Annotated in this window: 25 protein-coding genes and 1 pseudogene; 8 read left to right on the forward strand and 18 right to left on the reverse strand. The window is 73.0% G+C overall.

Features of this window, described 5'->3' with window-relative positions; all coding sequences use genetic code 11:
* From ruvB to ruvC, 3 genes are read right to left on the reverse strand one after another with little or no spacing between them, the layout of a single operon-like run.
* Positions 1-1,044: a Holliday junction branch migration DNA helicase RuvB gene (gene ruvB / locus IPM45_02395; GenBank protein MBK9178419.1), complete on the reverse strand. Its 1,044-nt coding sequence runs from the start codon at positions 1,042-1,044 to the stop codon at positions 1-3.
* Positions 1,041-1,643, reverse strand: a complete 603-nt coding sequence (gene ruvA, locus IPM45_02400; protein MBK9178420.1) for a Holliday junction branch migration protein RuvA — start codon at positions 1,641-1,643, stop codon at positions 1,041-1,043. Before ruvA ends, ruvB begins: the two co-directional genes overlap by 4 nt.
* Positions 1,640-2,152 carry a crossover junction endodeoxyribonuclease RuvC gene (gene ruvC / locus IPM45_02405; protein MBK9178421.1) on the reverse strand — a complete coding sequence of 171 codons (513 nt, stop codon included), beginning with the start codon at positions 2,150-2,152 and terminating at the stop codon, positions 1,640-1,642. Before ruvC ends, ruvA begins: the two co-directional genes overlap by 4 nt.
* An 80-nt stretch (positions 2,153-2,232) precedes the next feature.
* On the opposite strand from ruvC, the gene IPM45_02410 reads away from it, so the two are divergent.
* Together IPM45_02410 and IPM45_02415 are read left to right on the forward strand one after the other, a co-directional pair.
* Positions 2,233-3,228 (forward strand): ABC transporter ATP-binding protein, encoded by a 996-nt coding sequence (locus IPM45_02410; protein ID MBK9178422.1) that lies wholly within the window; start codon positions 2,233-2,235, stop codon positions 3,226-3,228.
* The gene (locus tag IPM45_02415) at positions 3,225-4,049 is read left to right on the forward strand and encodes an ABC transporter permease subunit (protein ID MBK9178423.1); all 825 of its coding nucleotides are present in this window, start codon (positions 3,225-3,227) and stop codon (positions 4,047-4,049) included. Before IPM45_02410 ends, IPM45_02415 begins: the two co-directional genes overlap by 4 nt.
* A gap of 15 nt (positions 4,050-4,064) precedes the next feature.
* Here the strand turns inward: IPM45_02415 and IPM45_02420 are convergent, their stop codons facing one another.
* The 8 genes from IPM45_02420 to IPM45_02455 form a co-directional block, all read right to left on the reverse strand.
* Positions 4,065-4,523 (reverse strand): peroxiredoxin, encoded by a 459-nt coding sequence (locus tag IPM45_02420; protein ID MBK9178424.1) that lies wholly within the window; start codon positions 4,521-4,523, stop codon positions 4,065-4,067.
* Between the two features lie 2 nt (positions 4,524-4,525).
* A complete protein-coding gene (locus tag IPM45_02425) occupies positions 4,526-5,275 on the reverse strand; it encodes a YebC/PmpR family DNA-binding transcriptional regulator (protein ID MBK9178425.1) in 750 nt (249 codons plus the stop codon).
* Between the two features lie 3 nt (positions 5,276-5,278).
* Positions 5,279-5,872, reverse strand: coding sequence for a pyridoxal 5'-phosphate synthase glutaminase subunit PdxT (pdxT, locus tag IPM45_02430; protein ID MBK9178426.1), 594 nt, complete (start codon positions 5,870-5,872; stop codon positions 5,279-5,281).
* Between the two features lie 15 nt (positions 5,873-5,887).
* Positions 5,888-6,796 (reverse strand): pyridoxal 5'-phosphate synthase lyase subunit PdxS, encoded by a 909-nt coding sequence (gene pdxS, locus IPM45_02435; protein ID MBK9178427.1) that lies wholly within the window; start codon positions 6,794-6,796, stop codon positions 5,888-5,890.
* A gap of 10 nt (positions 6,797-6,806) precedes the next feature.
* On the reverse strand, positions 6,807-7,901 hold the full coding sequence (locus IPM45_02440) for a DUF3048 domain-containing protein (GenBank protein MBK9178428.1): 1,095 nt from the start codon (positions 7,899-7,901) through the stop codon (positions 6,807-6,809).
* Between the two features lie 30 nt (positions 7,902-7,931).
* Positions 7,932-8,837 (reverse strand): M48 family metallopeptidase, encoded by a 906-nt coding sequence (locus IPM45_02445; protein MBK9178429.1) that lies wholly within the window; start codon positions 8,835-8,837, stop codon positions 7,932-7,934.
* Between the two features lie 53 nt (positions 8,838-8,890).
* Entirely contained in the window at positions 8,891-9,448 is a 558-nt protein-coding gene (locus tag IPM45_02450; protein ID MBK9178430.1) for a LemA family protein, read from the reverse strand.
* Between the two features lie 94 nt (positions 9,449-9,542).
* Positions 9,543-10,619, reverse strand: coding sequence for a glycosyltransferase family 4 protein (locus IPM45_02455; protein ID MBK9178431.1), 1,077 nt, complete (start codon positions 10,617-10,619; stop codon positions 9,543-9,545).
* Between the two features lie 171 nt (positions 10,620-10,790).
* Between IPM45_02455 and IPM45_02460 the strand changes: the two genes are divergently transcribed.
* The 3 genes from IPM45_02460 to treS all read left to right on the forward strand — a co-directional run bounded on the left by IPM45_02460 (position 10,791) and on the right by treS (position 16,386).
* The gene (locus IPM45_02460) at positions 10,791-12,251 is read left to right on the forward strand and encodes a trehalose-6-phosphate synthase (protein ID MBK9178432.1); all 1,461 of its coding nucleotides are present in this window, start codon (positions 10,791-10,793) and stop codon (positions 12,249-12,251) included.
* Positions 12,248-13,036, forward strand: coding sequence for a trehalose-phosphatase (gene otsB, locus IPM45_02465; protein ID MBK9178433.1), 789 nt, complete (start codon positions 12,248-12,250; stop codon positions 13,034-13,036). Before IPM45_02460 ends, otsB begins: the two co-directional genes overlap by 4 nt.
* A gap of 77 nt (positions 13,037-13,113) precedes the next feature.
* Positions 13,114-16,386, forward strand: coding sequence for a maltose alpha-D-glucosyltransferase (gene treS, locus IPM45_02470; GenBank protein ID MBK9178434.1), 3,273 nt, complete (start codon positions 13,114-13,116; stop codon positions 16,384-16,386).
* A gap of 212 nt (positions 16,387-16,598) precedes the next feature.
* Here treS and IPM45_02475 read toward each other — a convergent pair whose 3' ends face one another.
* Together IPM45_02475 and IPM45_02480 are read right to left on the reverse strand one after the other, a co-directional pair.
* A complete protein-coding gene (locus tag IPM45_02475) occupies positions 16,599-17,021 on the reverse strand; it encodes a type II toxin-antitoxin system VapC family toxin (GenBank protein MBK9178435.1) in 423 nt (140 codons plus the stop codon).
* On the reverse strand, positions 17,018-17,251 hold the full coding sequence (locus IPM45_02480; GenBank protein MBK9178436.1) for an AbrB/MazE/SpoVT family DNA-binding domain-containing protein: 234 nt from the start codon (positions 17,249-17,251) through the stop codon (positions 17,018-17,020). The genes IPM45_02475 and IPM45_02480 overlap by 4 nt, the downstream gene beginning before the upstream one ends.
* Positions 17,252-17,541: 290 nt before the next feature.
* Between IPM45_02480 and IPM45_02485 the strand changes: the two genes are divergently transcribed.
* Both IPM45_02485 and IPM45_02490 read left to right on the forward strand, forming a co-directional pair.
* Complete coding sequence (locus IPM45_02485; protein ID MBK9178437.1) at positions 17,542-17,697, forward strand: hypothetical protein; 156 nt, start codon at positions 17,542-17,544, stop codon at positions 17,695-17,697.
* Positions 17,694-18,143: a type II toxin-antitoxin system VapC family toxin gene (locus IPM45_02490; GenBank protein ID MBK9178438.1), complete on the forward strand. Its 450-nt coding sequence runs from the start codon at positions 17,694-17,696 to the stop codon at positions 18,141-18,143. The genes IPM45_02485 and IPM45_02490 overlap by 4 nt, the downstream gene beginning before the upstream one ends.
* A gap of 59 nt (positions 18,144-18,202) precedes the next feature.
* Here the strand turns inward: IPM45_02490 and IPM45_02495 are convergent, their stop codons facing one another.
* The 4 genes from IPM45_02495 to IPM45_02510 form a co-directional block, all read right to left on the reverse strand.
* Entirely contained in the window at positions 18,203-19,909 is a 1,707-nt protein-coding gene (locus tag IPM45_02495; protein ID MBK9178439.1) for an IS1634 family transposase, read from the reverse strand.
* Between the two features lie 145 nt (positions 19,910-20,054).
* Complete coding sequence (locus IPM45_02500; GenBank protein MBK9178440.1) at positions 20,055-20,204, reverse strand: hypothetical protein; 150 nt, start codon at positions 20,202-20,204, stop codon at positions 20,055-20,057.
* Positions 20,205-20,206: 2 nt separating this feature from the next.
* Entirely contained in the window at positions 20,207-21,799 is a 1,593-nt protein-coding gene (locus IPM45_02505; GenBank protein MBK9178441.1) for a hypothetical protein, read from the reverse strand.
* Positions 21,800-21,913: 114 nt separating this feature from the next.
* Positions 21,914-23,155: a hypothetical protein gene (locus IPM45_02510; GenBank protein ID MBK9178442.1), complete on the reverse strand. Its 1,242-nt coding sequence runs from the start codon at positions 23,153-23,155 to the stop codon at positions 21,914-21,916.
* Between the two features lie 263 nt (positions 23,156-23,418).
* Here IPM45_02510 and IPM45_02515 point away from each other — a divergent pair.
* Positions 23,419-23,502: pseudogene (locus IPM45_02515) on the forward strand (site-specific integrase).
* A gap of 93 nt (positions 23,503-23,595) precedes the next feature.
* Here IPM45_02515 and IPM45_02520 read toward each other — a convergent pair.
* Complete coding sequence (locus IPM45_02520) at positions 23,596-24,480, reverse strand: phosphatidylinositol mannoside acyltransferase (protein MBK9178443.1); 885 nt, start codon at positions 24,478-24,480, stop codon at positions 23,596-23,598.
* Position 24,481 lies beyond the last annotated feature (1 nt).

The raw sequence follows: 24,481 nt of genomic DNA on the forward strand, positions 1-24,481 counted from the left end.
TCAGCCGAACAGGGACACCGGCGGGGTGTCGTCGGGCCGGGGCGGCTCGACCCCCAGGTGGCGCCACGCCGCGGCGGTGGCGACCCGCCCCCGCGGGGTGCGCATCACGAGGCCGCGCTGGATGAGGAAGGGCTCGTACACGTCCTCGACGGTGTCGGGCTGCTCGCCCACGCTGATGGCCAGCGTGGAGAGCCCGACGGGCCCGCCGGCGAAGCGCACGCAGATTGCCGACAGGATGGCCCGGTCGAGCTTGTCGAGGCCCAGCTCGTCGACCCCGAACAGCACCAGCCCGGCCCGGGCGGCGTCGCGGTCGACGGTGCCGTCGCCGCGCACCTCGGCGTAGTCGCGCACCCGCCGCAGGAGCCGGTTGGCGATGCGGGGGGTGCCCCGGGCGCGGCCGGCGATCTCGGCGGCCCCGGCTGCGTCGAGGCTGACGCCGAGGATCCCGGCGGTCCGCCGCACGATCGCCTCCAGGTCGTCGACCTCGTAGAAGTCGAGGCGGGCCACCAGGCCGAAGCGGTCCCGCAGGGGCCCGGTGAGCAGCCCGGTGCGCGTGGTGGCCCCCACCAGGGTGAACCGGGCCACCGGCAGGCGCAGCGAGCGCGCCGCGGGGCCCTTGCCCAGCACGAGATCGAGCTGGAAGTCCTCCATGGCCGGGTAGAGCACCTCCTCGACGGCGCGGCTGAGGCGGTGGATCTCGTCGATGAACAGCACGTCGCCGTCGTCGAGCTGGCTGAGGATGGCGGCCAGGTCGCCGGCCCGCTCGAGGGCGGGCCCCGAGGTGACGTGCAGCCTGGCGTCCATCTCGGCGGCCACGATGCCCGCCAGGGTCGTCTTGCCCAGCCCCGGAGGGCCGGCCAGGAGCACGTGGTCGGCGGCCTGGCCACGGCGACGGGCGGCCTCGAGCACGATCGCCAGGTGCTCCTTCACCTCGGCCTGCCCCACGAACTCGGCCAGCTGCCGGGGCCGCAGCGCCGCCTCCTCGGCGACCTCGACGGGGCCCGGCGCGGGGTCGAGGAGCTCGTCGCGCACGGCGTCCCTCAGGCCCGCGCCGCAGCCAGGCGCTGCAGCGCCTCGCGGAGCAGCGCCGCCGGGTCGCCGCTGGTCGGCAGGTCACGCAGCGCCGCCCGCACCTCGTCGGGTGCGTAGCCGAGGCCGGCCAGCGCCTCTCGCACGTCGGCCAGCGGCGAACGGTCGGCAGCGTCGGCCGAGCCGGGCACGGTGAGATCGACGTCGGGGACCGCCAGGCGGCTCTTCAGCTCGAGGGCGAGGCGGGCCGCCGTCTTGCGACCCACGCCGGGGACCAGGCACAGCGCATCGAGGTCGTCGTCGGCGACGGCCCGGCGCAGCTCGGCCGGCGAGTGCACCGAGAGGATCCCGAGGGCGAGGGCCGGGCCGACCCCGTGTGCGCCCAGCAGGGCCTCGAAGCACACCCGCTCGTCGCGCGTGGCGAAGCCGTAGAGCGTGTCGGCGTCCTCTCGCACGTGGTGGTGGACGTGCACGAAGACCTCGCGCCCCGGCTCGCCCAGGGCGACCAGGCCCGCCGGCGACAGCTGCACCCGGTAGCCGACGCCACCCACCTCGATCAGGGCCTCCCCGGCCGGATCGCGCTCGACCAGCGTGCCCCGCAGCGACCCGATCACCGGGCCCCTCCGCGCACGGCGGCCCGCACCCTGGCGGCCAGCGGGGCGGCCGCCAGGTGGCAGAGGGCCAGGGCCGCGGCGTCGGCCGCGTCGGGAGGGCGGGGCGGGGCCGGCAGGCCCAGGAGCGCCTGCACCATGCGCTGCACCTGGCCCTTGTCGGCCGCGCCGTCACCGGCCACGGCCTGCTTCACCTGGTTGGGCGAGTACTGCACGACCTCGCAGCCGGCCGCGGCCGCCTCGGCCAGCACGAGCCCGCTGGCCTGCCCCACCGACATCGCGGTGCGCACGTTCACCTGGAAGAACAGCCGCTCGACCGCGACCACCTCGGGACCCACCTCGGCGATCAGCCGCCGGAGCTCGGCCTGCAGCTCGGCCAGGCGGCCCGGCAGCGGGGCGGACGGCGCCGTGGTGATCACGCCCAGCGCGAGGGCCCGGGGGCGCGCCCCGACCTGCTCGACGGCGGCGTAGCCGCATCGCGACAGGCCCGGGTCGATGCCGAGGACGAACACAAGTTCGACGCTATCGCACGCGTCCCGGGCGAGCGGGGATCGATGGTCAGGTTTCGGCTCGCGGAGCCGATGATGGCAGCGTGGACGGCACGAGCGCGCCGGTGGTCGAACTCGAGCACGTGTCCCGCCGGTTCGGCCGCGTGCCCGCGCTCACCGACCTGTCCCTCCACGTGCCCAGGGGCACGGTGACGGTGCTGCTCGGGCCCAACGGCGCGGGCAAGACCACGGCGATCCGCGTGGTGACCGGTGCGCTCCTGCCCGACGGAGGCACGGTGCGGGCGTTCGGCCTCGACCCGGCTGCCGACGGCGAGGAGGTGCGCCGCCGCTGCGGGGTGGTGTCGGCCAAGCCCGCCCTGTACGACCGCCTGTCGGGCCGCGACAACCTCGGGTACTCGGCCGCCCTCTACGGCCTCGGACGGCATGCACCCGTCGAGGAGGCCGCCGCCCGGTTCGGCATCGTCGGCGCCCTCGACCAGCAGGTCGGGGGCTACTCCACGGGCATGAAGACCCGCCTGGCCCTGGCCCGGGCGGTGCTCCACCGGCCCGAGCTGCTGCTGTTCGACGAGCCGACCTCGGGCCTCGACCCCGAGTCGGCCGCGGCGGTGCTCGAGCTCATCCGGGGCATGGCCGCCGAGGGCAGCACGGTGGTCATGTGCACGCACCTGCTGCTCGAGGCCGAGGGGCTGGCCGACCAGGTCGTGGTGCTCCAGGACGGGACCGACGTGGTCTCCGGGTCGCCGCCCGAGCTGGCCCGGCGCTTCTGGGGCACCGCGGTGGTGCGGCTCGACGCCGAGGACCGCAGCGACCTGGCCGTGCTCCACCACCTCGACGGGGTGCTGGGCGTCGAGCTGGCCGACGGCGGCCCGGCCACCGTGACCCTGGACGACCTGCGGCGGGTCCCCGACCTGGTGGCGGTCCTGGGTGCCCGGGGCGCCCGGATCACCCGGGTCGAGCCCTACCGCCCGACGCTCGAGGACCTGTACTTCGCGGTGCGCCACGTGCGCCGCCCCGGCGCGGGAGGGGGCCCGGTGGTCGTGCCGCCGGCCACCCACGTGGTCGAGGGGGACCGCCGATGAACCGCGACCGCATGCTCACCGTGGCCCGGACCGATCTCCGCCAGCTCCGGCAGGCCCGCGACTTCTGGCTCCCCATGGTGATCCTCGGCGCCCTGTTCTTCGTGCTGCTGCCGACGATCCTGCTGCTGTCGATCACCAGCGTGGGCGACATCCAGGCCGTCCGGCAGATCAGCGACGCCCTCGAGGTGCTCCCCGAACGGGCCCAGCAGGCCATCCGCGGCGACACCGACGCGGGGCGGGCGTCGTACGCGCTCGCGGTGTTCCTCTTCGCGCCGGTGGCGGTGGTGGTGCCGCTCACCATCGCCACCGCGATCGGGGCGAGCACGATCGTGGGCGAGCGCGAGCGCGGCACCGGCGAGTTCCTCGCCCACTCCCCCGCCGACGTCGGCGAGATCTACCTGGGCAAGCTCATCGCCAGCCTGCTCCCCGGCTACGCCACCACCATCGTGGGCTTCGGGGTGTACTCGCTGATCGTGAACCTGATCGTCGGGCCGGAGGTCGGCGGGTGGTTCTTCCCCACCAGCGAGTGGTGGGTGCTGATGCTGTGGGTCGTGCCGCCCTTCCTGGCCTTCACGCTGTCGATCGTGCTGCGGCTGTCGGCGAGGGTGAAGTCGACGGTCGCGGCGCAGCAGGCTGCGGGCCTCGTGAGCCTGCCGCTCATCCTGGTCGCCTACAGCCAGTCGACGGGCGCGCTCTTCGGCGCGGCCTCGTCGGGCTGGATCATCGGCGCGATCGCGTGGGTGCTCGCCGGCGTCGGGCTGGTTCGGGGCATGCGCTCCGTCAACCGCTCACGGCTCCTCGGCGTGGCCGACGAGCAGTGAGGGAGCCGGGAGGCGTCAGGCGGTGGCCGCCCTGACCGCCTCCACCAGCTCCTCGGTCGGGCGGAAGGTCAGCCCGGCCACGGCCCGGTGGGCGTAGCGGATCGTGCCTGCCGCGTCGACGACGAACACGCTGCGCCGGTAGAAGCCCAGGGGCCCGAGCACGCCGTAGGCCTGGGCCACCGCCTTGTCGGTGTCGGCGAGGAGGGGGAAGGCGAAGCCGCCGCGCTTCTCCGAGAACCGCTCGTGGCTCCCCACGTCCTGGGGGCTGATCGCGAGGATCTGGGCACCGACGCCGACGAACTCGCCGATGTCGTTCGTGTACGAGCTGAGCTGCTTGGTGCACACCGGCGTGTCGTCGCCGGGGTAGAACACCAGGACCACGGCCTGACCCCGGTACTCCGACAGCGTGTACGAGCGGTCGCCCGTCCCCGGCAGCGTGAAGTCGGGCGCCTCCGCCCCCACCGCGAGGGCCACCGTCAGGCCTCCACCGTCTGCAGGATGCTGTCGGGGATGTCGAAGTTGGCGTAGACCCCCTGCACGTCGTCGTGGTCGTCGAGGGCGTCGATCAGGCGGAGCACCTTGCGGGCGTCCTCCGGGGCGTCGAGCGACACCACCGTGGTGGGGAGCAGGCTGAGGTCGGCCGACTCGGCCGAGATGCCCGCGGCGTCGAGGGCGTCGCGCACCGCGTTGAGGGCCGACGGGTCGCACGTGACCCGCCAGCCGTCGCCCTCGTCGACGATGTCCTCGAGGCCGGCGTCGAGGGCGGCCAGCACGATGTCGTCCTCGGAGGCCGCCTTGCCCACCGACAGCACCCCCTTGCGCTGGAACTGCCAGGCCACGGCCCCGGGCTCGGCCAGCGAGCCGCCGTTGCGGCTGAAGATGTTGCGCACCTCGGCACCGGTGCGGTTCCGGTTGTCCGACAGGCACTCCACGATCACCGCCACCCCGCTCGGCGCGTAGCCCTCGTAGGCGACCGCCTCGTAGCGCACCCCTTCGAGCTCGCCGGTCCCCCGCTTGATCGCCCGCTCGATGGTGTCGACCGGCACGGAGGCGGACCGGGCCTTGTTGAACATCGTGCGCAGGGTGGGGTTGGCGTCGAGGTCGCCGCCGCCCTCGCGGGCCGCCACCTCGACCTGGCGGATGAGCTTGGCGAAGAGCTTGCCGCGAGCCTTGTCGGCCGCGCCCTTCTTGTGCTTGATCGTCGCCCACTTCGAGTGGCCGGACATCGTCTACCAACCTCCAAGGAAGAGCTCGTGGATGCGCGCGTCGCCGGAGAGCTCGGGGTGGAAGGCCCCGACGAGCACCCGACCCTGCCGGCAGAGCACCGGGCGCCCGTCGACCCGGGCCAGCACCTCCACCTCGGGTCCGGCCCGCTCGACCACGGGCGCGCGGATGAACACCGCCGGGAAGGGCCCGCCCGGGACCCCGTCGACGGGGAGGGCCAGCTCGAACGAGTCGACCTGGCGGCCGTACCCGTTGCGGCGCACGGCCACGTCGACGACCCCGAAGCCGTGCTGGTCGGGCCGGCCGTCGAGCACCTGGCGGGCCAGCAGGATCATGCCCGCGCAGGTGCCGAACGCAGGCATGCCCTGTTCGAGCTTCTCGGCCAGCGGCTCGAACAGCCCGGACGAGTCGAGCAGGAACGACAGCGTCGTCGACTCGCCGCCGGGCAGCACGACCCCCTCCACCCCGTCGAGGTCGCCCGGGACCCGGACCTCGACCGGGTCGGCGCCGAGATCAGCGAGGACCCGGGCGTGGGCCTCCGAGTCGCCCTGCAGGGCCAGCACGCCCACCTTCACTTGGGGGCACCGCCTGCCGAGCACGCCCGGCCACCGGGATCACCAGCCCCGCTCGGCCAACCGGGTGTCGAGCCCGGCGATCTCGAGGCCGGGCATGGCCCCGCCGAGGCCGCGGCTCACCTTGGCCAGGATGTGGGCGTCGCGGAAGTGGGTGGTGGCCTCGACGACCGCCTTGGCCCGCACCGCGGGGTTCTCGCTCTTGAAGATCCCGGAGCCCACGAACACCGACTCGGCGCCGAGCTGCATGACCAGGGCGGCGTCGGCCGGGGTGGCCACGCCGCCGGCGCAGAACAACGGCACCGGGAGCCGGCCCGTCTCGGCCAGCTCCTGGACGAGCGGGAGCGGCGCCTGGAGCCGCTTGGCCCAGTCGAACAGCTCGGGCCCGTCGGCCTGGGTGATCTTGCGGATGTCGCCCAGGATCGAGCGGAGGTGGCGCACGGCCTCGACGATGTTCCCGGTGCCGGCCTCGCCCTTCGAGCGGATCAGGCACGCACCCTCGGAGATCCGCCGCAGGGCCTCGCCCAGGTTGGTGGCCCCGCACACGAACGGCACGGTGAACACCCACTTGTCGATGTGGTGGGCCTCGTCGGCCGGCGTGAGCACCTCGCTCTCGTCGACGAAGTCGACGCCGAGCGCCTCGAGGACCTGGGCCTCGACGAAGTGCCCGATCCGCGCCTTGGCCATCACCGGGACGGTGACCGCGGCCTTGATGCCCTCGATCATCTCCGGATCGCTCATCCGGGCGACGCCGCCGTCGCGGCGGATGTCGGCCGGCACCCGCTCGAGGGCCATCACCGCGACGGCGCCGGCGTCCTCGGCGATCCGGGCCTGCTCGGGGTCGACGACGTCCATGATCACGCCGCCCTTCAGCATCTCGGCCAGGCCCCGCTTGACGCGGAACGTGCCGATGGCGGGCGTGGGAACCTCGGGCGAGCGCTCGGCGGCCATGTGCCCCATTCTAGGACCCGGCTCCCTGGCTGCCCCCAGCGGGATCCGCGGGCGCCAGGGGCGGCACGACCGTGGCGTCGCCGGGCTCGGGCAGCGCCACCCAGGTCCGGCCGGGCGTGAGGCGGATCGGCTGGCCGGCCGCGTCGAGCAGCTGGGTCACCTGCTCCGGCGACGGGCGGACCCACCGGCCCCGGATCAGGTGGCCGTCGGTGAGCACCCACGCCTCGCCCTCACCCACCGTGCGGGCCTCGGGCGAGCGGGGATCGGCGGGGCTGGCCCCGTAGTCGACGAACTGGATCACCACGTTCTCGGGTGCCAGCTGCTGGCCGTCGACATCGAGGTGGGGCTCGCCCTGCTGGAACCGCAGCCAGCGACCTCGCTGGTCGTCCCAGCCGTACGCGACGCGCTGGCCGCCGGTGAACTCGATGTCCACCCCGGTGACCGGCTCGGCGCCCGCCGGCAGCGCCTCGCCGTCACCCCGGTACTGGAAGAGCGGCGGCGGCGGCGTGGCCTCCGGCGGGGCCACCGCCCACAGCTCGCTGGTGCTGCTGTAGAGGTTGTGCGGCGCCCGGCGGCTGCGGTCGCGGAAGTAGAGGTCGGGGAAGGCGTTCACCCCCACGTCGACGAGGGGCGACCCGGCCACCGCGCCCGTGACCCCCGGGTTGCCGCCGGACCAGGCGAGCAGCGGCCGCCCCAGCTGGGGGAGCAGCTGGACGTCGGTGGTGCGCGCCGAGCGGATCGGACCCACGGGGTCGGAGCCGGTCGAGTGGAACACCGCCGCGAAGCGGGTGATCCCCTCGACGATCTCCTCAAACACCAGGTCGGCCTGGGCCAGCCCGCTCTGGGGCACGGCGTCCGGATGGTTGTCGATCTTCACGACCAGTGCCGGCCGGAAGCCGATCAGCGGGTCGTCGAGCGGCAGTCCCGTGAGCTGACCGACCGGGGGGGCGGTGGTCGTGGTGGTCCGCTCGGTGGTCGTGGTCGCGCGGGCGGTGGTGGTGGGCGCAGCGTCGTCGTCGTCACCACCGGAGCAGGCGGCCAGGGCCAGCGCCGCCAGCGCGACGAGCGCGGCGAGCAGCACGGCAGGGCGGGATCGGCGTGACACGGCGTCTCCTCGGGGCTGGTGGAGCGCGGCCTACAGCTCGCGCAGGGCCGCGATGCGCTCCTCGATGGGGGGATGGGTCTCGAACAGGCGGTTCAGCCAGGACAGGCGCCCCTCGTCCTTGGTGCGGGCCAGCGGCGACTCGATCCACAGGTGCGCGGTGGCCCGTGACGCCGAGTGCACCACCGTCTGGTCGTCGCGCAGCTTCTCGAGGGCCGCGATGAGCCCGGGCGGGTACCGGGTCATGGCGACCCCGCTCACGTCGGCGAGCGCCTCCCGTCGGCGACTCACGGCGAACTGCATCACCTTGGCGATGATCGGCGCCAGCGCCAGCAGGGCGATGCCGATCAGGAACAGGATGGCCCCCACCGGCCCTTCGCCCCGATCACCGGAGCGGCGCCCGCCGCCGAACCACAGGAACCGCACCCCGAAGTCGGCCACCAGCACGATGGCACCCACCAGGACCACGGCGATCGTGGAGACCAGGATGTCGTAGTTCTTCACGTGGCTCAGCTCGTGGGCGAGCACGCCCTCGAGCTCCACCCGGTTCATCTTCTCGAGCAGCCCGGTGGTGACGGCGATGGCGGCGTGCTTGGGGTTGCGCCCGGTGGCGAAGGCGTTCGGGGCCGGATCGTCGATGACGTACAGGCGCGGCTTGGGGAGGCCGCCCGCGATGCACAGGCCCTCGACGAGGTTGTGCAGGCGCGCGTACTGCACCGGGTCGGCCGGCTTGGCCCGGCTCATCGACAAGGCGATGGCGTCGGACTTCCAGTACGACAGCACGGCCATGCCGCTCGCGAACACCAGGGCGACGATGAGCCCCACGTAGCCGTAGCGGAACACCCAGTTGAGGGCCAGCCCGACCAGCACCACCAACACCACGAACCCGGCGATCAGCAGCACCGAGCGGCGCTTGTTGGACGAGATCTGCTCGTACAGGTTGGGTACCCGCGGTCGGGGCGGCGCGACGAGGGTCGGCGCCGCCTGGATGGTCAGGAGGAGAAGTCCACCTTCACGTTGCCGCGCGACTCGTCGTCGGCCTCGAAGTACTCGCGCGACGTGAAGCGCATCATCCCGGCGATGACGACGGCGGGGAAGCTCTGGATCTTCGTGTTGTACTTGTAGACGGTGTCGTTGTAGAACTGCCGGGCGTAGGCGATGCGCCCCTCGGTGCCCGACAGCTCCTCCTGCAGCTCGAGGAAGCTCTGGTTCGCCTTAAGGTCCGGATAGGCCTCCGACAGGGCGAACAGCTGGCGCAGGGCCCCGGTGATGACGTTCTCGGCCTGGGCCTGGTCGTGCACCGTCGTGGCGCTGATCCCCTGCTGGCGGGCGGTGATCACCCGCTCGAGGGTCTCCTTCTCGTGGCTGGCGTAGCCCTTCACCGTCTCGACCAGGTTCGGGATCAGGTCGTAGCGCCGCTTGAGCTGCACGTCGATCTGGGCCCAGGCGTTGTCGATGCGGTTCCGGAGCTTGACCAGGCCGTTGTAGAGCGCGACCAGGTACAGCAGGATCAGGACGAGCAGGACGAGGATGACGATCAGGACCCACATGGGCGTGCTCCTGCTGAGATCGGGTCGAGCAGGACTGTAGTGGGCGCACGCCCGGGTGACCGGGCACCCCTCGCTCGTCGGCGGGCCCCCAGCGTCACGGCGAGCCCGACGCCTCGCGGTAGATCGCCTCGTAGCGCTCGGCCAGGTGCTCCATCGAGTAGCTCGAGGCCCGCGAGTCGGCCGACGCGAGGAGGGCCCCGACGAGGGGCCCGTCGGCGAGGACCCGCCGCAGTGCCTCCGCCAGCGCGGCGGCGTCGCCGGGGGGCACGAGGAGGGCGTCGAGCCCGGGCCGGGCCACGTTGCGGTAGCCGGCCAGGTCGCTGGCCACGATCGGCGTGCGGGCGGCCATGGCCTCGAGCAGCACGACGCCGAACGACTCGCCGCGCAGGGACGGGGCGCAGAACACGTCGGCACCGCGCAGCCGCTGGGCCAGCTCGTCGTCGGAGACGCGCCCGAGCCACGTGATGCGCGGGTCGCCGGCCGTCTGGCTCCGGAGCCGCGCCGTCTCGGGGCCCTCGCCGGCCACCCACAGGCGCACGTGCGGGGGCAGGAGGGTGAGGGCCTCGAGCAGCACGGCCAGGCCCTTGCGGGGCTCGTGGCGCCCGACGAAGAAGATGGTGGGATCCTCGGTGGGCGTGGGAGGGGCCTTGGCGAAGCGGTCCACCTCGATCCCGTTGAACAGCAGGGTGTACTCGCCCCCCAGGGCTTCCGCGGCCATCTGGCGGGCTTCCTCGGAGACCGCGCACCGGCTGGCCAGGCGCGCCGCCAGGCGCCACACCGCCGGACCGAGCCAGCGGTACGCCGCGCTCCCGCCGGCCGCGTGGAACGTGCCGACCATCGGCGCGCTGGCGAAGACCAGCGTGGTGACGGTGGGGCCCGGGACGATCGGCTCGTGCAGGTGGAGCACGTCGAAGTCCTCGTCCCGGATCGCCCGGATGGTGCGCAGCGCGCACGAGGGGTCGGGGGCCAGCGGGGCCACCGACCCGTTGGCCGCGGTGGGGATGCTGTTCCCGAGCGGCGTCACCCCGGCGTCGGGCGGAGGGCCGTCGCAGGGCGCCAGCACCCGGGCCTCGTGCCCCCGGGCCCGCAGGGCGCGCGCCAGCCCGAGCACCTGGCCCTGGACCCCACCCGGGACCGTCAGGCTGTAGGGGCACACCAGGCCGACCCGCACCCACCTCACGCTAGGCGACCCCCCGATCCGGGCGGGCAGAGTGGCCGGCGGACCCCCGCCGCGCCACACGACCGTCACGGAGCCGCGACACGACGCGAACCCGACCGAAACACGGGCCGGGGACACTCGGCACGGAGCGCGGCACCCCCGGCGCTCCCCGAGGAGGTGCGGATGACCCGACGACCCGTCGCCAGCGAGCGCGAAGGCCACGACCTGGTGGTCGTGGCCAACCGGCTGCCCGTGACCCGCGACGCCGGTGGGACGTGGGCGGCCAGCCCCGGCGGCCTCGTGCGGGCGCTCCTCCCCGTGGCCCAGCGAGCGGGCGGCGCGTGGGTCGGCTGGCCCGGCACGACCGACGCCGCCGCTCCCCCGCGGGTGGCCGAGGGCGTGCGGCTGGTGCAGGTGGCCCTCGACACCGACGACGTCCACGGCTTCTACGACGGGTTCGCCAACACCACCCTGTGGCCGCTGTACCACGACGCCACCCGCGCCTCGGAGTTCGATCAGGCCTCCTGGGACGCGTACGTGCGGGTGAACCGGCGCTTCGCGCAGATCACGGCCCGCACGGCCGCACCCGGGGCCACCGTCTGGGTGCACGACTACCACCTGCAGCTGGTGCCCGAGCTGCTCCGCGAGGCCCGGCCGGATCTGCACCTGGCCTTCTTCCTGCACATCCCCTTCCCGCCCGTGGAGCTGTTCGCCCGACTGCCGTGGCGCAACGAGATCCTCGCCGGCCTCCTCGCCGCCGACGTGATCGGCGTGCAGACCGAGCTGGCGGCCCGGAACCTGATCGAGGCGGCCAGGTACCTCACCGGCGCCCGCCCCGCCCCGGGCGGGCTGGTGGTCGGCGGCCGCCGGGTGCGCGTCGAGGCCCGGCCGGTGTCGATCGACACCGCCGCCTTCGACGAGCTGGCCCGCCGGCCCGCCGTCGAGGCCGAGGCCGCCGAGCTGCGGCGGCGTCTCGGCAACCCCCGGCGCCTGCTCCTGGGCGTCGACCGGCTCGACTACACCAAGGGCATCGCCCGGCGGCTCGAGGCCTTCGAGGCCCTGCGCGCCCGGCCGGGCAACGAGGGCTGCGTGTTCGTCCAGGTCGCGGTGCCGTCGCGCAGCCGGCTCGCCCACTACGCCGACGAGCGAGCCCACGTCGAGTACCTCGTGGGCCGGATCAACGGCGAGCACGGCGAGCTCGGCTCTCCCGCGGTCCACTACGTGCACCGCAACCTCGCCACCGAGGATCTGGTCGCCCTGTACCGGGCCGCCGACGTGATGGTGGTGACCCCGTGGCGCGACGGCATGAACCTGGTCGCCAAGGAGTACGTGGCGTCTCGGGTGGACGAGCGCGGCGTCCTGGTGCTGAGCGAGTTCGCAGGCGCCGCCGGCCAGCTGGCCGACGCCCTGCTCGTGAACCCCCACCACACCGACGAGCTCACGGGCGCGCTGCAGACGGCCGTCACCATGAGCGCCCGCGAGTCGGGGTCGCGCATGCGACGGCTGCGGCGGGTGGTGGCCGAGTTCGACGCCCACCGCTGGGCCGCCTCCGTGCTGCCCTCGACGCGCCACCGCCGTCCGCAGGCCGGCCCCCTCGAGGCCGGCGCGCTCGGGGCCGGCCCGCTCGAGGCCTACCCGGCATGACCGAGGTCGACCAGGACCGCCTCTGGAAGGTCGCCGCGGCCCAACGGCTCCTCGTGGCCAGCGACCTCGACGGCACGCTCGCGCCCATCGCCCCGAGACCCGAGCAGGTGCGGCCCGCGCCCGGTGCCCGGCGCGTGCTGACGGCGCTCACCCGGCTCCCCGACACCTCGGTCGCCGTGGTGTCGGGCCGATCGCTCGGCGATCTCGACCGGATCCTGCACCCGTCGCCCCGAATCCGCCGGGTGGGGAGCCACGGCGCCGAGGACACCGGCGCGGCGGTGCCCCCGACGTCGGCCCACGAGCGCGAGCTGCTGGGGCGCGTCCTCGCCGTCGCACGGGGGGTGGCGGCCGAGGCGCCGGGCACGTGGGTCGAGGCGAAGCCTTTCGGCTTCGCCTTCCACTACCGGGCCGCCGAGCCCGACGTCGCGGCCGCCGCCCTGGTGCGCCTCGAGCACCGCCTCGGTGGCCGGTCGGGGCTCTGGATCCGCCCCGGCAAGCGGGTGCTCGACGTCTCGGTGCGCCCGCTCAGCAAGGCGGCCGCGATCCGGCGGCTCCGCGACGACATCGACCCGGGAGCGGTCATCTACCTCGGTGACGACCACGCCGACGAGGAGGTGTTCGCCAGCCTGGGGCGCGACGACCTCGGGATCCGAGTCGGCGAGGGCGCCACCGCGGCCGCCGCCTCCGTCGAGGCCCCGGAGGCGGCGGTCAGCCTGCTCCGCTCCCTGCTGCTCGCCCGGCGAGCGACCCGCCGCGAGCGGGCCGCCGCACGAGCCCGCCGCTGAGCCCGAGGGGCACTCGCCCGGCCGCACCGGCGGCGGCGCCCCGCGCAGAGGTGGCCCGGCAGGCGAGGATGGGTGGCGTGCCGACCCGCCGCCGCGCCGTCACCCCCGCCGCCGATCCGGCGCCGGGCGACTGGTACCGCGACGCCATCGTCTACGAGCTCCACGTGCGGTCGTTCTGCGACGCCAGCGGCGACGGCATGGGCGACTTCCGCGGCCTCGCCTCCAAGCTCGACCACCTCGTCGACCTGGGCGCGACGGCCGTGTGGCTGCTCCCCTTCTACCCCTCACCCCTGCGCGACGACGGGTACGACATCGCCGACTACCGCGGGGTGCACCCCCGCTACGGATCGCTGGCCGACTTCCGCGCCTTCCTGCGAGCCGCTCACGATCGAGGGCTGCGCGTCATCACCGAGCTGGTCCTGAACCACACCTCGGACCAGCACCCGTGGTTCCAGCGGTCACGCCAGGCCCGGCCGGGCACGCGCTGGCGCGACTACTACGTGTGGAGCGACACCACCGACCGCTACGTCGACGCCCGGGTGATCTTCCGCGACTTCGAGACGTCGAACTGGGCCTGGGACCCGGTGGCCGGCGCCTACTACTGGCACCGCTTCTACGCCCACCAGCCCGACCTCAACTACGACAACCCCGAGGTCGTGAGCGAGATGCTCCGGGTGGTCGACTTCTGGCTCAAGCTGGGGGTCGACGGCCTCCGCCTCGACGCCGTGCCCTACCTCTTCGAGCGCGACGGCACCCCCTGCGAGAACCTGCCCGAGACCCACTCGTTCTTGCGGCTGCTCCGCCGCCACGTCGACGAGCGGTTCCCCGGGCGCCTGCTGCTCGGCGAGGCGAACCAGTGGCCCCAGGACGCGGTCGCCTACTTCGGAGGCGGCGACGAGTGCCACATGAGCTTCCACTTCCCGCTGATGCCCCGCCTGTTCATGGCCCTGCACATGGAGGACCGCTACCCGATCGTCGACATCCTGCAGCAGACGCCGGAGCTGCCCGACGGGTGCCAGTGGGCGCTGTTCCTCAGGAACCACGACGAGCTCACGCTCGAGATGGTCACCGACGAGGAGCGCGACTACATGTACCGCTACTACGCCGCCGACCCGCAGGCCCGGCTGAACCTCGGGATCCGGAGGCGTCTGGCGCCGCTCCTCGACTACGACCGGGCGCGCATCGAGCTGCTGAACGCCCTGCTGCTGTCGCTGCCGGGCACGCCGATCATCTACTACGGCGACGAGATCGGCATGGGCGACAACATCTACCTGGGCGACCGCGACGGCGTCCGGACCCCGATGCAGTGGAGCGCGGACCGCAACGCCGGCTTCTCCCGGGCCAACCCCCAGCAGCTCTTCCTGCCGGTGCTCACCGATCCCCAGTCCCACTACGAGGCGGTGAACGTCGAGGCCCAGCGGCGCTCGCCGGCCAGCCTGCTCCGATGGATGCGACGGGCGCTCACGACCCGTCGCCGTCACCCCGCCTTCGGTCGCGGCGACCTGTCGTTCGTCGGCACCGAGAACACGAACGTGCTGGCGTTCCTCCGCCGCCACGAGGACGAGACGCTCCTGGTGGTCGCCAACCTGTCGCGGTTCCCCCAGCACGCCGAGCTCGACCTCGCCGATCACGCTGGCACGACGCCGCGCGAGCTGTTCGGCCACGCCGCCTTCGCGCCCGTCGGGCGGACGCCGTACACCCTGACCCTCGGACCGCACGGCTTCTTCTGGCTCGCGCTCGAGCCCGCCGCCCGGGAGGAACGCGGGGAGCCGTCGGCCGAGCCGCCCCTCGTGGCCCTCCCGACGCCGCTGGCCGAGCTGCCCCCCGGCCGGGTGCGGGCGCCGCTCGACGTCGCCATCGCCACGTGGCTGGTGCGCCAGCCGTGGTACGCCGACGGCACCCGCCCCCTGCTGCGGGCCCGCCTGGAGGACCTCGCCCCGCTCGGGCCGGGCGACGCCACCCTCGCCGTGGTGCGGGTGGAGCACCGCCAGGGGCCCGACGACCACTACCTGCTCCCCCTCGTCCTCGGCGGCGAGAACAACAGCGGCTCGCGGCCGACCATCGCCCGGCTGCGGGTGGGCGGCCAGGCCGTCGACCTCCGCGACGACGCCGGCGACCCTCGCCTGGCCGGGCGGCTGCTCGAGCTGATGGGCCGCCGGCGGCGCGTCGAGGCCCGGGGCCTGGTGCTGCGGGGGCACCGGACCCGAGAGTGGGCCGCGGTCGGCGGCGACGACACGGACGGCGAGCTGGTCGCCCTGGAGGGCTCGCACGCCAACACCCTGGTGGTCGCCGGACGCCACCTCGTGCTCAAGCTGTACCGCCGCCTCAGCCCGGGCGTGCACCCGGAGCTGGAGCTGACCGGCCACCTGACCGCCCGGCACTTCCCCCATGCGGCCCGCCTCGCCGCGCACCTCGACGCCGCCTGGGAGGACGGTCGCCGATCCACCGCGGCCATCGCCCTCGAGTACGTGCCCCACGAAGGGACCGCCTCGGGCCTGCTCGAGCGCGAGCTCGCCCGCGCCCTCGACGATCCCGGGCCCCTCGGCTCGCGGGCCCCGGCCGCCAGGGGATGGTGGCCCTCGCGCGACCTGCTGTCGGCTGCGCCCCGGCCCGACCCCCGGCTCACCCGGGCGGTGCTCACCGCCGAGCTGCTGGCCGAACGGCTGGCCGGGCTGCACGCCGCCCTGGTCGACCCCGCCGACCCGGCCTTCGCTCCCGAGTCGTTCACGCCCGCCTACGTCCGCTCCCTGTACCAGTCGATGCGCACCGGGCTCCGCCGGGGGCTCCAGCTGCTGCGACGCGACCTACGGCGCCTGCCCCAGCACGAGGCCGATCTGGCCGCCGAGCTGATCGATCGCGAGGCCGCCCTCCTCGACGATCTCCGGGACCGTCTCCAGCACCACGCCAGCGGCGGGCGCATCCGCGTGCACGGCGACCTCTCGCTCAGCGACGTCCTCTGGACCGGGCGCGACCTGGTCTTCGTCGACTTCGGCGGCGAGCCCGGCCGGCCCTTCGTCGAGCGGCGGGTGAAGCGCTCGCCCCTGCGCGACGTGGCCGGCGTGCTCCGGTCGCTCGAGCGCATCCACGCGGCAGCCGCCGCGGCGCCCGCGACCGACACGGCCGGGCGGGGCGGCACGCTGACCGATCGAGCCGTCGCCGACGCCTGGTACGGGGCCGTGGCCGGCGTGTTCGTGCGCGCCTACGTGGCCTGCGCCGATCCGGCCACCCTGCCCCGCGAGCCCGACGACGTCGCCGGCCTGCTCGACCTGATGCGGCTCGAGCTGCTGATGCGCGAGCTCGGCACCCCCGGACCGGGGCTCGCCACGATCGTCGAGGCGACCCGCGGCTGAGCCGGTCGTCTGACGCCTCGGGGTTGTTGCTCCTGGGCGAGGTCTGACGCCTCGGGGTTGTTGCTCCTGGGCGAGGTCTTCGTCCTCGAGGAGCACCGACCGAGGGGCACTCCGGCTCCGTTGCTCGAGCCGGTGGACGTGCTCGCGGCGCGGCTCGAGCCGGCGGGAGCGGGCGAGGTGATCGGGCAGGAAGCAGCGCTGTGGTGGGTCGCTCACCCGAGCGGGACCACGTCGACCTCCAGCGCCCGGTAGACGTCGGCGGCGCGGGCATCCCTGGTGGCGAGCGGTAGGCGGTGAGCTGCCGCGGTAGCCCCGACCAGGGCGTCGTACACCGAGCCGCCGGCGATGCCGAGCTCCGCAAGGCGGGCGAACAGCGCCGCGGTCGCATCGGCGTCGAGGAAGCGGGTCCGGGGGAACGCCTCGGCCAGAAGCCGGGCGACGACGGGGGGCGTCCGCCGAGCCGGAGGGGGGAGCCGGGTCAACACCGAGTAGGTCTCGTAGGCGGCATGCCCGGCCAAGCCGAGACGCCGCCCGCGCAGCGCGGTCGCGACGGTGCCGTGGGCCTCGTGGTCGGCGACGAGCAGCGCCACGGCCGCGCTGGTGTCCACCAGGACGTCGGCCCGGGAAGCGCTCACCGCTGGTCGGCGAGGCGCAGGGCCCGCACGAGCTCGTCGTCGATGACCTGGCCCGAGGCCGGGATGACCGGCCGGCCGTCTTCCTCGGTCAGGTCTTCGGTGGCCACCGGCTCCACCCGCAGGCCGGCGCCGTCAACGACGACCTCCACGGCACCGGGCCGTAGACCGACCTGGTCTCGGAGGACCTTGGGGATCACCAACCGACCTGCCGGATCGATGGTTGTGCGCATGGCAGTACTTTACCATCAACCTGCCATCACCTCCCGCCCCCACCGGTCGGGCGACGGCCGTCGCAGAGACGTGCCATCCACCGTCCCCGCCCAACGAGCACCGCTATGTCGTGACCCCCATCGGCCGGAAAGCTCCCGTGGCGATCCCCGCCACCCCGGCGTCAACCAGTGCCGTGGCTCGCCGAGCTCCTCCGCCCCTCCATACCCGCAGCTTCGCCCGTCACCGGGACGGTCAGATCGGAACGACTCGAGTGGGAATGCCAGGTCGTGGTGGAACAGAGTGACTTGCGGTGGTCGTCGTCAACCCTGACGAGGACTGCTCGCCGGAGGCCTTTCGCGCCTTCCTCGAGGCGTTGCTCGCCGGGCCCGAACCCGAGCTCGAGTCGCTCGATGCGGCGGAGGCCCTGCGCGAGCTCCGCGCCGACAGAGCCGATCCGGCCAGGTGACCGCCGTCGTCATCGACGCGTCGGCCGGCGCGGAGATCGTCGCCGGTACCGCACGAGGTCGGGCGCTGGCCCGCCTGCTGCCGACCGACACCGTCGGCTGGGTCCCTGACCACTTCTACGCCGAGGTCCTCGGGGTGCTTCGGCGACGGCTCGTCGGCGAGCGGAGCATCACCGAGACCGAGGCTGCGTCGGCGGTCGCCCGCCCGCGCGACTGGCACCTCCGCCAGGCGGCCGTTCAGCCGCTCATCGATCAAGCATGGCGACACCGGCACAACATGACCGCGGCCGACGCGCTCTACGTCGCGCTGGCCGAGCTGTTGCGCGTTGGCCTCGGCCACCTGACCGGCGCCCCGCAGCCGAGCCCGACCTTCGGTGGTGATGCCGCCGCGTCGCCCGCTCCAACCTCAGACCCGACTTCGGCGGGTGGTTCGCGAATGGGCTGGTGAGCGGCGGCGCGTGGGGTGGGTGTTTCCACTACACCGGCTGGTGGGGGCGCGCCGGGTGGTCAGGTGATGGTGGCCCGGTCCCAGGTGGTGGTGTCGACGTCGAGGGCAGCCAGGATGCGGGCTTGTCGTGGTGTGGGGCGGGTGATGAGGGTGATGGTGCGGCTGTCGGCGTCGAGGGTGACGTGGCGGATGCGGTCGAGCTCGCGTAGGGCGCGGGTGGCGGTGAGGTGCTGGTCGGCCAGGTCGGGGTCGCGCAGGTCGGCGTCGATGAGGGCGCGGGTGATGACGGCTTCGATGACGGCGGCGTAGACGCAGATGGCGACGTGACCGCGGACGCGTCGTTCGGTGAAGTGGCGCACGGGGCGGAGGTGCAAGAAGTCCTTGAGGACCCGGAAGCGGTGCTCGACGGACTGGAGCTGGCGGTAGGCGCGCACCACGTCGCCGGTGGAGGCGTGCTGGGGGGTGAGGCTGGTGACCAGGACGTAGCGGCCGGCGAGGAGCTCTTCGTAGGCGAACGCCTGGTCGTTGTAGTGGTAGACGAAGCAGGCCTGGTCGATGTGGATGTCGAAGAGGCGGGCGACCGGGTTGTTGGCGAGGATGCGTTGGGCGGCCCGCCCGATCTTGCCCGCGTCGATGAGCTCCCCGGCCCGGACGCGGTGCTCGAGGGCGAGCAGGCGGGCTTCGGTGCGAGCGACCAGCTCGGCGGTGCGTGCGGTGTCGCGCTGCCACCGTTCGACACTGGACACGACCACGGCTCGGCGGCCGTCGTCGAGGGTCACGTCACAGGCCGCCGAGCGAGCCTCGAGGACAGGCACCCACACCGCGTCCGGTCGACTACAGGCTTCGAGGGCGGCGGCGCAGGTGGGGTCGCGGTGCAAGCGGGTGGCCACGATGTGATCGAACCCGGCGCCGGCGACGACCTCGACGTTGTCGACCGACACCAGGCCGCGGTCGGCCACCACACAGATCCGCCCTACTCCGAAGCGGGTCTGCAGATCCTCGAGCACACCGGGGAGGGTGGTGACATCGGCGGTGTTGCCGGCGAACACGTGATGAGCGATGGGGGTGCCGTCGCTGGTGCACAACAAGCCGATCACCACCTGCGGGCGGTCCGAGCGATGGTCACGGGAGTAGCCGAACGCTCGGGACGGGAACCGGGTCGAGGCGCGGGTCGCACCCTCGAAGAACGTCGAGGTCAGGTCGTAGCAGACGAGCCGCAGGTCCAAGTTGGTGAGGTTGCACAACGCCGCGTACAGCTCGGCTTCGGTCGCTTCCTTGGTGGCGGCGACGGCGTCGAGGGCCCGGTAGTACTGGTCCAGCGAGCACACCGCCACCCCGTCGGGCAGCGCGGCGTCCAGCTGGCACCACTCGAGCAGCGCCCGCTTGGAGCGGGGGGCCACCAGCCGGTTGGCGACCATCGTGAACACGGCGTCACCCAAGGCGTCGGCGCCCCGGTCGGCGGCCACCTTGGCGAACCAGGCGTCCAACCCGAGCCGACGCCAGATGGTGTGCACCGCGGTGATCGACCCGAACACCCGGGTCTCCTCGGCCGCCAGGCAGGCCACATCGATGCGGTCGCGTTCCAGGTGGGCTTCCAGGGCGGCGATGATCCGCTCCAGCTGCCCGGAGGCTCGCAGGGCGGTCACCTCACCGAGCCGCAACAGGGTGCGGTGCCCGGTGCGGTCCCCGTCGCGGACCGCTTCCACCAGCGACAGGTACTCGTAGGTCTTGTCGCCCCTCTTGCGGCGGGTCGTCTTCACGAACACATCAGCAGTATGGCCGCAACCCGACCCGAAGTGGTGGAATGTGTCGCCCCTACATTCCGGACCCGAAACCCCCTACTGGGACACGAAACCGCAGGTCAGCGACCTGCACCCCCACCCACACAGCCCCCCACCCGCCGAACTCGGGTCAGACGCCGTCGTCGCCGCCCGGGTAGAGGTGGCGCAGCTCGCCCGGCGTGATCCTGCTCGCCTCCATGAACGCGTCGACATCCACCCTCTTCAGGCGGATGGCCCGCCTGTGCTCGCAAGACGTGCCCCTCCGCAGGCGAGCCGGCACCCCTACCCCGGGGCCCCCTCGCGCGGACGGGTGCCGGCCTTCACAGTCGCAGCCGCGGCCACGGCTGTCGAGTACAGCGCCACCAGAAGGGTCACTAGCGGTCGCCATTTGCCTGTCCAGCCGTCGTTTGACAGCACGTTGCCAAACACAATTGCCGTCGGCGCAATGACCGCGATAAGCGTTAGCCACAGGGACCGGAAGGTGCGGGGCCACTGCTCGAGCACGAGCCAGATGGAGAAGACGCTCACCAGCCACACCAGGGGCACGATCCCCCAGAGATAGCGGGCCTGGAGCGTCACCGCCATCGTGGCGGGGGCGATCGTCGCGTCGGCACCGTTGTAGCTGACTACTGTGGTCAGCTTCCCGGTAGGGTTGCCGACGAACATGGAGGGGTCAGCGCACACGAACACCCGGACCACGTTGCCGTCTTGGCGGTGACCCACCACGAGCGCTCGGGCGTAGAAGCCGCTGCCGCTGGCGGTGCCGAGCGGCAACGCGTCGAAGTGTCCGCTGAGGACGACGCCCTGGTCGCCCTCGCTCACCGAGTACGACGTCATGCCGAGCCGCGTGGCCTGGCGGTAGGGTCCGAAGGACAGCTCGATGGCCTCGCCCCCGGTGAGCTGGGTGGTCACGGCCGGCGCGTCCACTGGCTCTGCGCGCGGGGTGACCGGGCCCACCGGCGAGCCATCGAGGGTGAGGTTCGTGGCCCCGACATCCCTCATGCGGGCGAGGCAGACCTCCGAAGCCCCAGACCCCGACGGGTTGTCGCCAGCTCGCAGCGCATGGTCGGAGACCGGGAGAGAGATCATCGTGCCGACCACCCAGAGCAGCGCGCCGAGAACGGCGATGGTGGCGATGCGCCAGCTGATCGCGCTGTCGGAGAGCTCTGCGCCGTCGCGCCGGCCAGGCCCGCGGTACACCTCGATCGTGTACTTGATGCCCAGAGTGAAGGTTGCGACGCCGACCAGGAACCCGAGGATCGTCACGATGCGGTCGGCGCCCTTGCCGAGGGAGCCGTTGAAGATTGGGGCGTTCGTCATCACGAGCCAGGCGGCGCAGGCGAGGAGCGCCAGGGATGAAGTGGCGAACAGTCCGAGCCACCACCAGAACGCGCTGCTGCGGGCCAGGCGCTCCTCGCTGGTGGCCTGTACGGCTGCGGCGACAAGCTGGTGGGCCAGGTCGGAGTCGGCGTCCGGTCCGGCGAGGATCCCCTTGACGAGATCGAGCCGGCGGCACGTGAGCGTGGCGCGGTCAATTGTCAGGCGATCGTCACGCCGGAGGCGTCCCTTCTCCGACGCGATCGCTTCGAGGCGGCTGCGGAGGCGGACCACGGCATGGCGTGCGCGGTCGACGCTCGGGTTGCTGGCGTGCTTCCTATCGCCCAGTTCCAAGGCGAGTGACTCGCGCTCGGCGGCGTCGAGGGCGGGAAGGGCATCCCTGATGGCCTTATCCACTGCGCTCGGGTCGAGGGGTTTGGCCGCGGTGTCTACTTGCTGCTGCAGTCGCGTGTGAACCGCCGCCCAGAACGCAGAGTCGTAGCCAACGAGCTGCTGGATCAGGTGGCTAGTTGGGTGCTGGTTCCCGGGCATGTTCATGGCGCGCCTCCTTGCAGGCGTCGTCGTCTACGGCACCCCGGAGATCGACGACCCCCACGGCTACGAGGCCCCGTCGGGTTGGACGAGACCCTGGGTATCCAGGTCGGTGCTGCCTCATGTCGGCCCGATGTCAGTCAGCGGCTGACCGGTTGGCGACGCGGGCCCGGTGGGACCCCAAGGTCCCGGGGGTATGCGGATGATGGTTCTGCGCCACAGGATCGGTTTGAAGTACTTCATGGGCCATCCCCATGTGGGACCGAATCGCCACACCTCGACCTTCCGTTCCTGGTAGCTCGGCCCGGGGTAGGTACGGGACGTAGTGAGGTAGAGGTCGCCCTTGTACTCGGTGAGTGCGTCGGCATGGCTCTTGTCCGTGCCGACCGTGGTGGTGTCGACGAGCGACCACGTCGTGCCATCGCCGGTCCACCAGAGGATCTTCCCGCTGTGGACCCCTGTGACGCCCAGGTAGAGACGCCCGTCGTATGTCCCCATCGACCAGGCGGCATCGTTCGACGCCCCTGTGGAGATACCGTCTGTGACGTCGACCCAGCTCTGGGTGGTTCCCTTCGTCCCGTCGGTCCGATAGACGTGGAGCACGTGATACCCACCGACGTAAAGGTGGCCGCCGAAACTGGCCATCGTGTGGACGTGCAGCGAGCCCTTGGCTGTCTGGAACTCCTGCCATGACATGCCGTCGTACGTTCGCCACACACAGATCCCGTTGTTGCCCGTGGGGTTGTCCTTGCCCGCGCCCGCGTAGAGGGCCCCGTCGAAGACGGTGAGCGACGTGATGTCGGTGATGTCTGGGTCCCCGAATCCCGCTTTGGCCATGCCCTGACCGCCGACCACGCGGATCCAGCCTGAGCTGCCCTTGCCTCGCCAGAGGCTGGTGCCTGAGGTGACGTAGACGGATCCCGAGAAGCTGGCGACAGCCCAGGCGTCGACGCTCTCGATGCCGTCACCAACCGCCTGCGTCCAGGTCAGTCCGTCCGTAGTCGTCCACACACCGATGTCGGTGGTGACATAGAGGACCCCGTCGAGCGTCGCCATCTGCGTCGCCCGCGACCGACTCGCGGTGCCGAACCCAGCCGGGGTCGAGGCCTTCGGCCCCACGCACTGCTGCCAGTCGACGCCGTCCACCGACCTCCAGACCTGAAGGCCGTAGAGGTGCTCCACCCCGACATACAGAAGCCCGTTGAACTCGGCCATGGCTCGGGCCCGCGTCAGGTCGGGCCAGACGTCCGGTGGGAACCCGAACACCAGAGTCCAGGCGTCGCCAAGGTTGAAGAGCTGACGGATCTTGACCGCAAGGTCTTGTGCGAATCCGAAACGGCGGAAATCGAATGGGAACGACATCGCCCTCACCGCCCAAACAACGCATGATCTCGCTCGACGACGCCCCGGCCGGCGTACGCCCCCAGTCCCAGACCCCCCGGGATCCGCAGGGTCCATGGAGTTGTCGGGAGCACCGGCGAGGGCGCGGTCTCCGTCCGCAGCTCTCCAGTTCGCCGCACCACGCGTCGACCGGACTCACCACTCATAGTGTGCTTATGACCACTCTTAGTCAATCATCTCGCACCGGCCGACCGGCGGCGGATGAGGGTCCGCCTTCGTGGCAGGCGAGCGTGAAGCTGGTGCAGCGCACGCTCGGCCACAAGTCGGCGGTCACCACGCTCGACGTGTACGGGCACCTGTTCCCCGATTCGGACGACCTGGCCCGCCGTGCTCTCGCCGCCGCCGCGCCTCTCGTGTCATCCGCGTGTCACGGGGCGGCCGCCGGAACCTGAACGGGCAGCTCAGAAGGGGTAGCCGGGGTCGCTGGGCCAGTTGGGCTGCATCAGGTGCCACTGCTCGGGGGCGGCCCGGATGAGGCGCTCGAGCTCGCCGGCCAGGTCCTGGGTCACCCGGGTCACGTCGTCGCGGAGGCGGCCGAGCCGTTCGACCGCGAGCGGAGGCCGGACCACGCACCGGTGGCCCTCGCCCTCGAAGTAGACGGCGGTCGGCAGGAGCGGGGCACCGGTGCGCAGGGCCAGGGTGGCCGGACCGGGCGGCAGGGTGGTGCGCTCGCCGAAGAACTCCACCTCGACCCCATCGCCGGTGAGGTCCCGGTCGCAGAGCAGGCAGACCACCTCGTTGGCCCGGAGCGCCCGGAGCACCGCCCCGCCAGCCCCGGCACCCAGCGGCACGACGGTCATCCCCAGCGATCGCCGGTACTCGGCGAACCACGCGAACAGCTCCGGGGGCTCGAGCGGCTCCACGACCGCCGTGATCGGGATGCCCTGATCGGCGATCCAGCGGCCCGCCCACTCCCAGCCACCCAGGTGGGAGAGGGCCACGATCACGCCCTGCCCCGCCACCAGGCCGTCCTCGACCAGCCCGAAGCCCTCGTACGAGAAGCCGGCGTCGATCTCGGCGGCCGACAGGGCCGGGATCCGGAACGACTCGATGAAGTAGCGGGCGTACGACGCGAACGCGGCTCGCGACGCCCGGTGCAGCGCCGCCCCCTGGAGCTCGGGCCGCACCCGGCGCAGGTGCCGCTCCAGGGTGGAGCGACGTCCGGCCATGGCGCGGGCGGCCGCTCGGCCCATGGCGGCCGAGGCCGGTCGCACGGCGAGCGTCGGCACGAGCCGGCTGACGGCCGACCCGGTCCGGTAGGCGGCGACGACGGCCCGCGGGTCCACG

It is taken from the genome of Acidimicrobiales bacterium, from assembly GCA_016716005.1.
Lineage (GTDB): Bacteria > Actinomycetota > Acidimicrobiia > Acidimicrobiales > JADJXE01 > JADJXE01.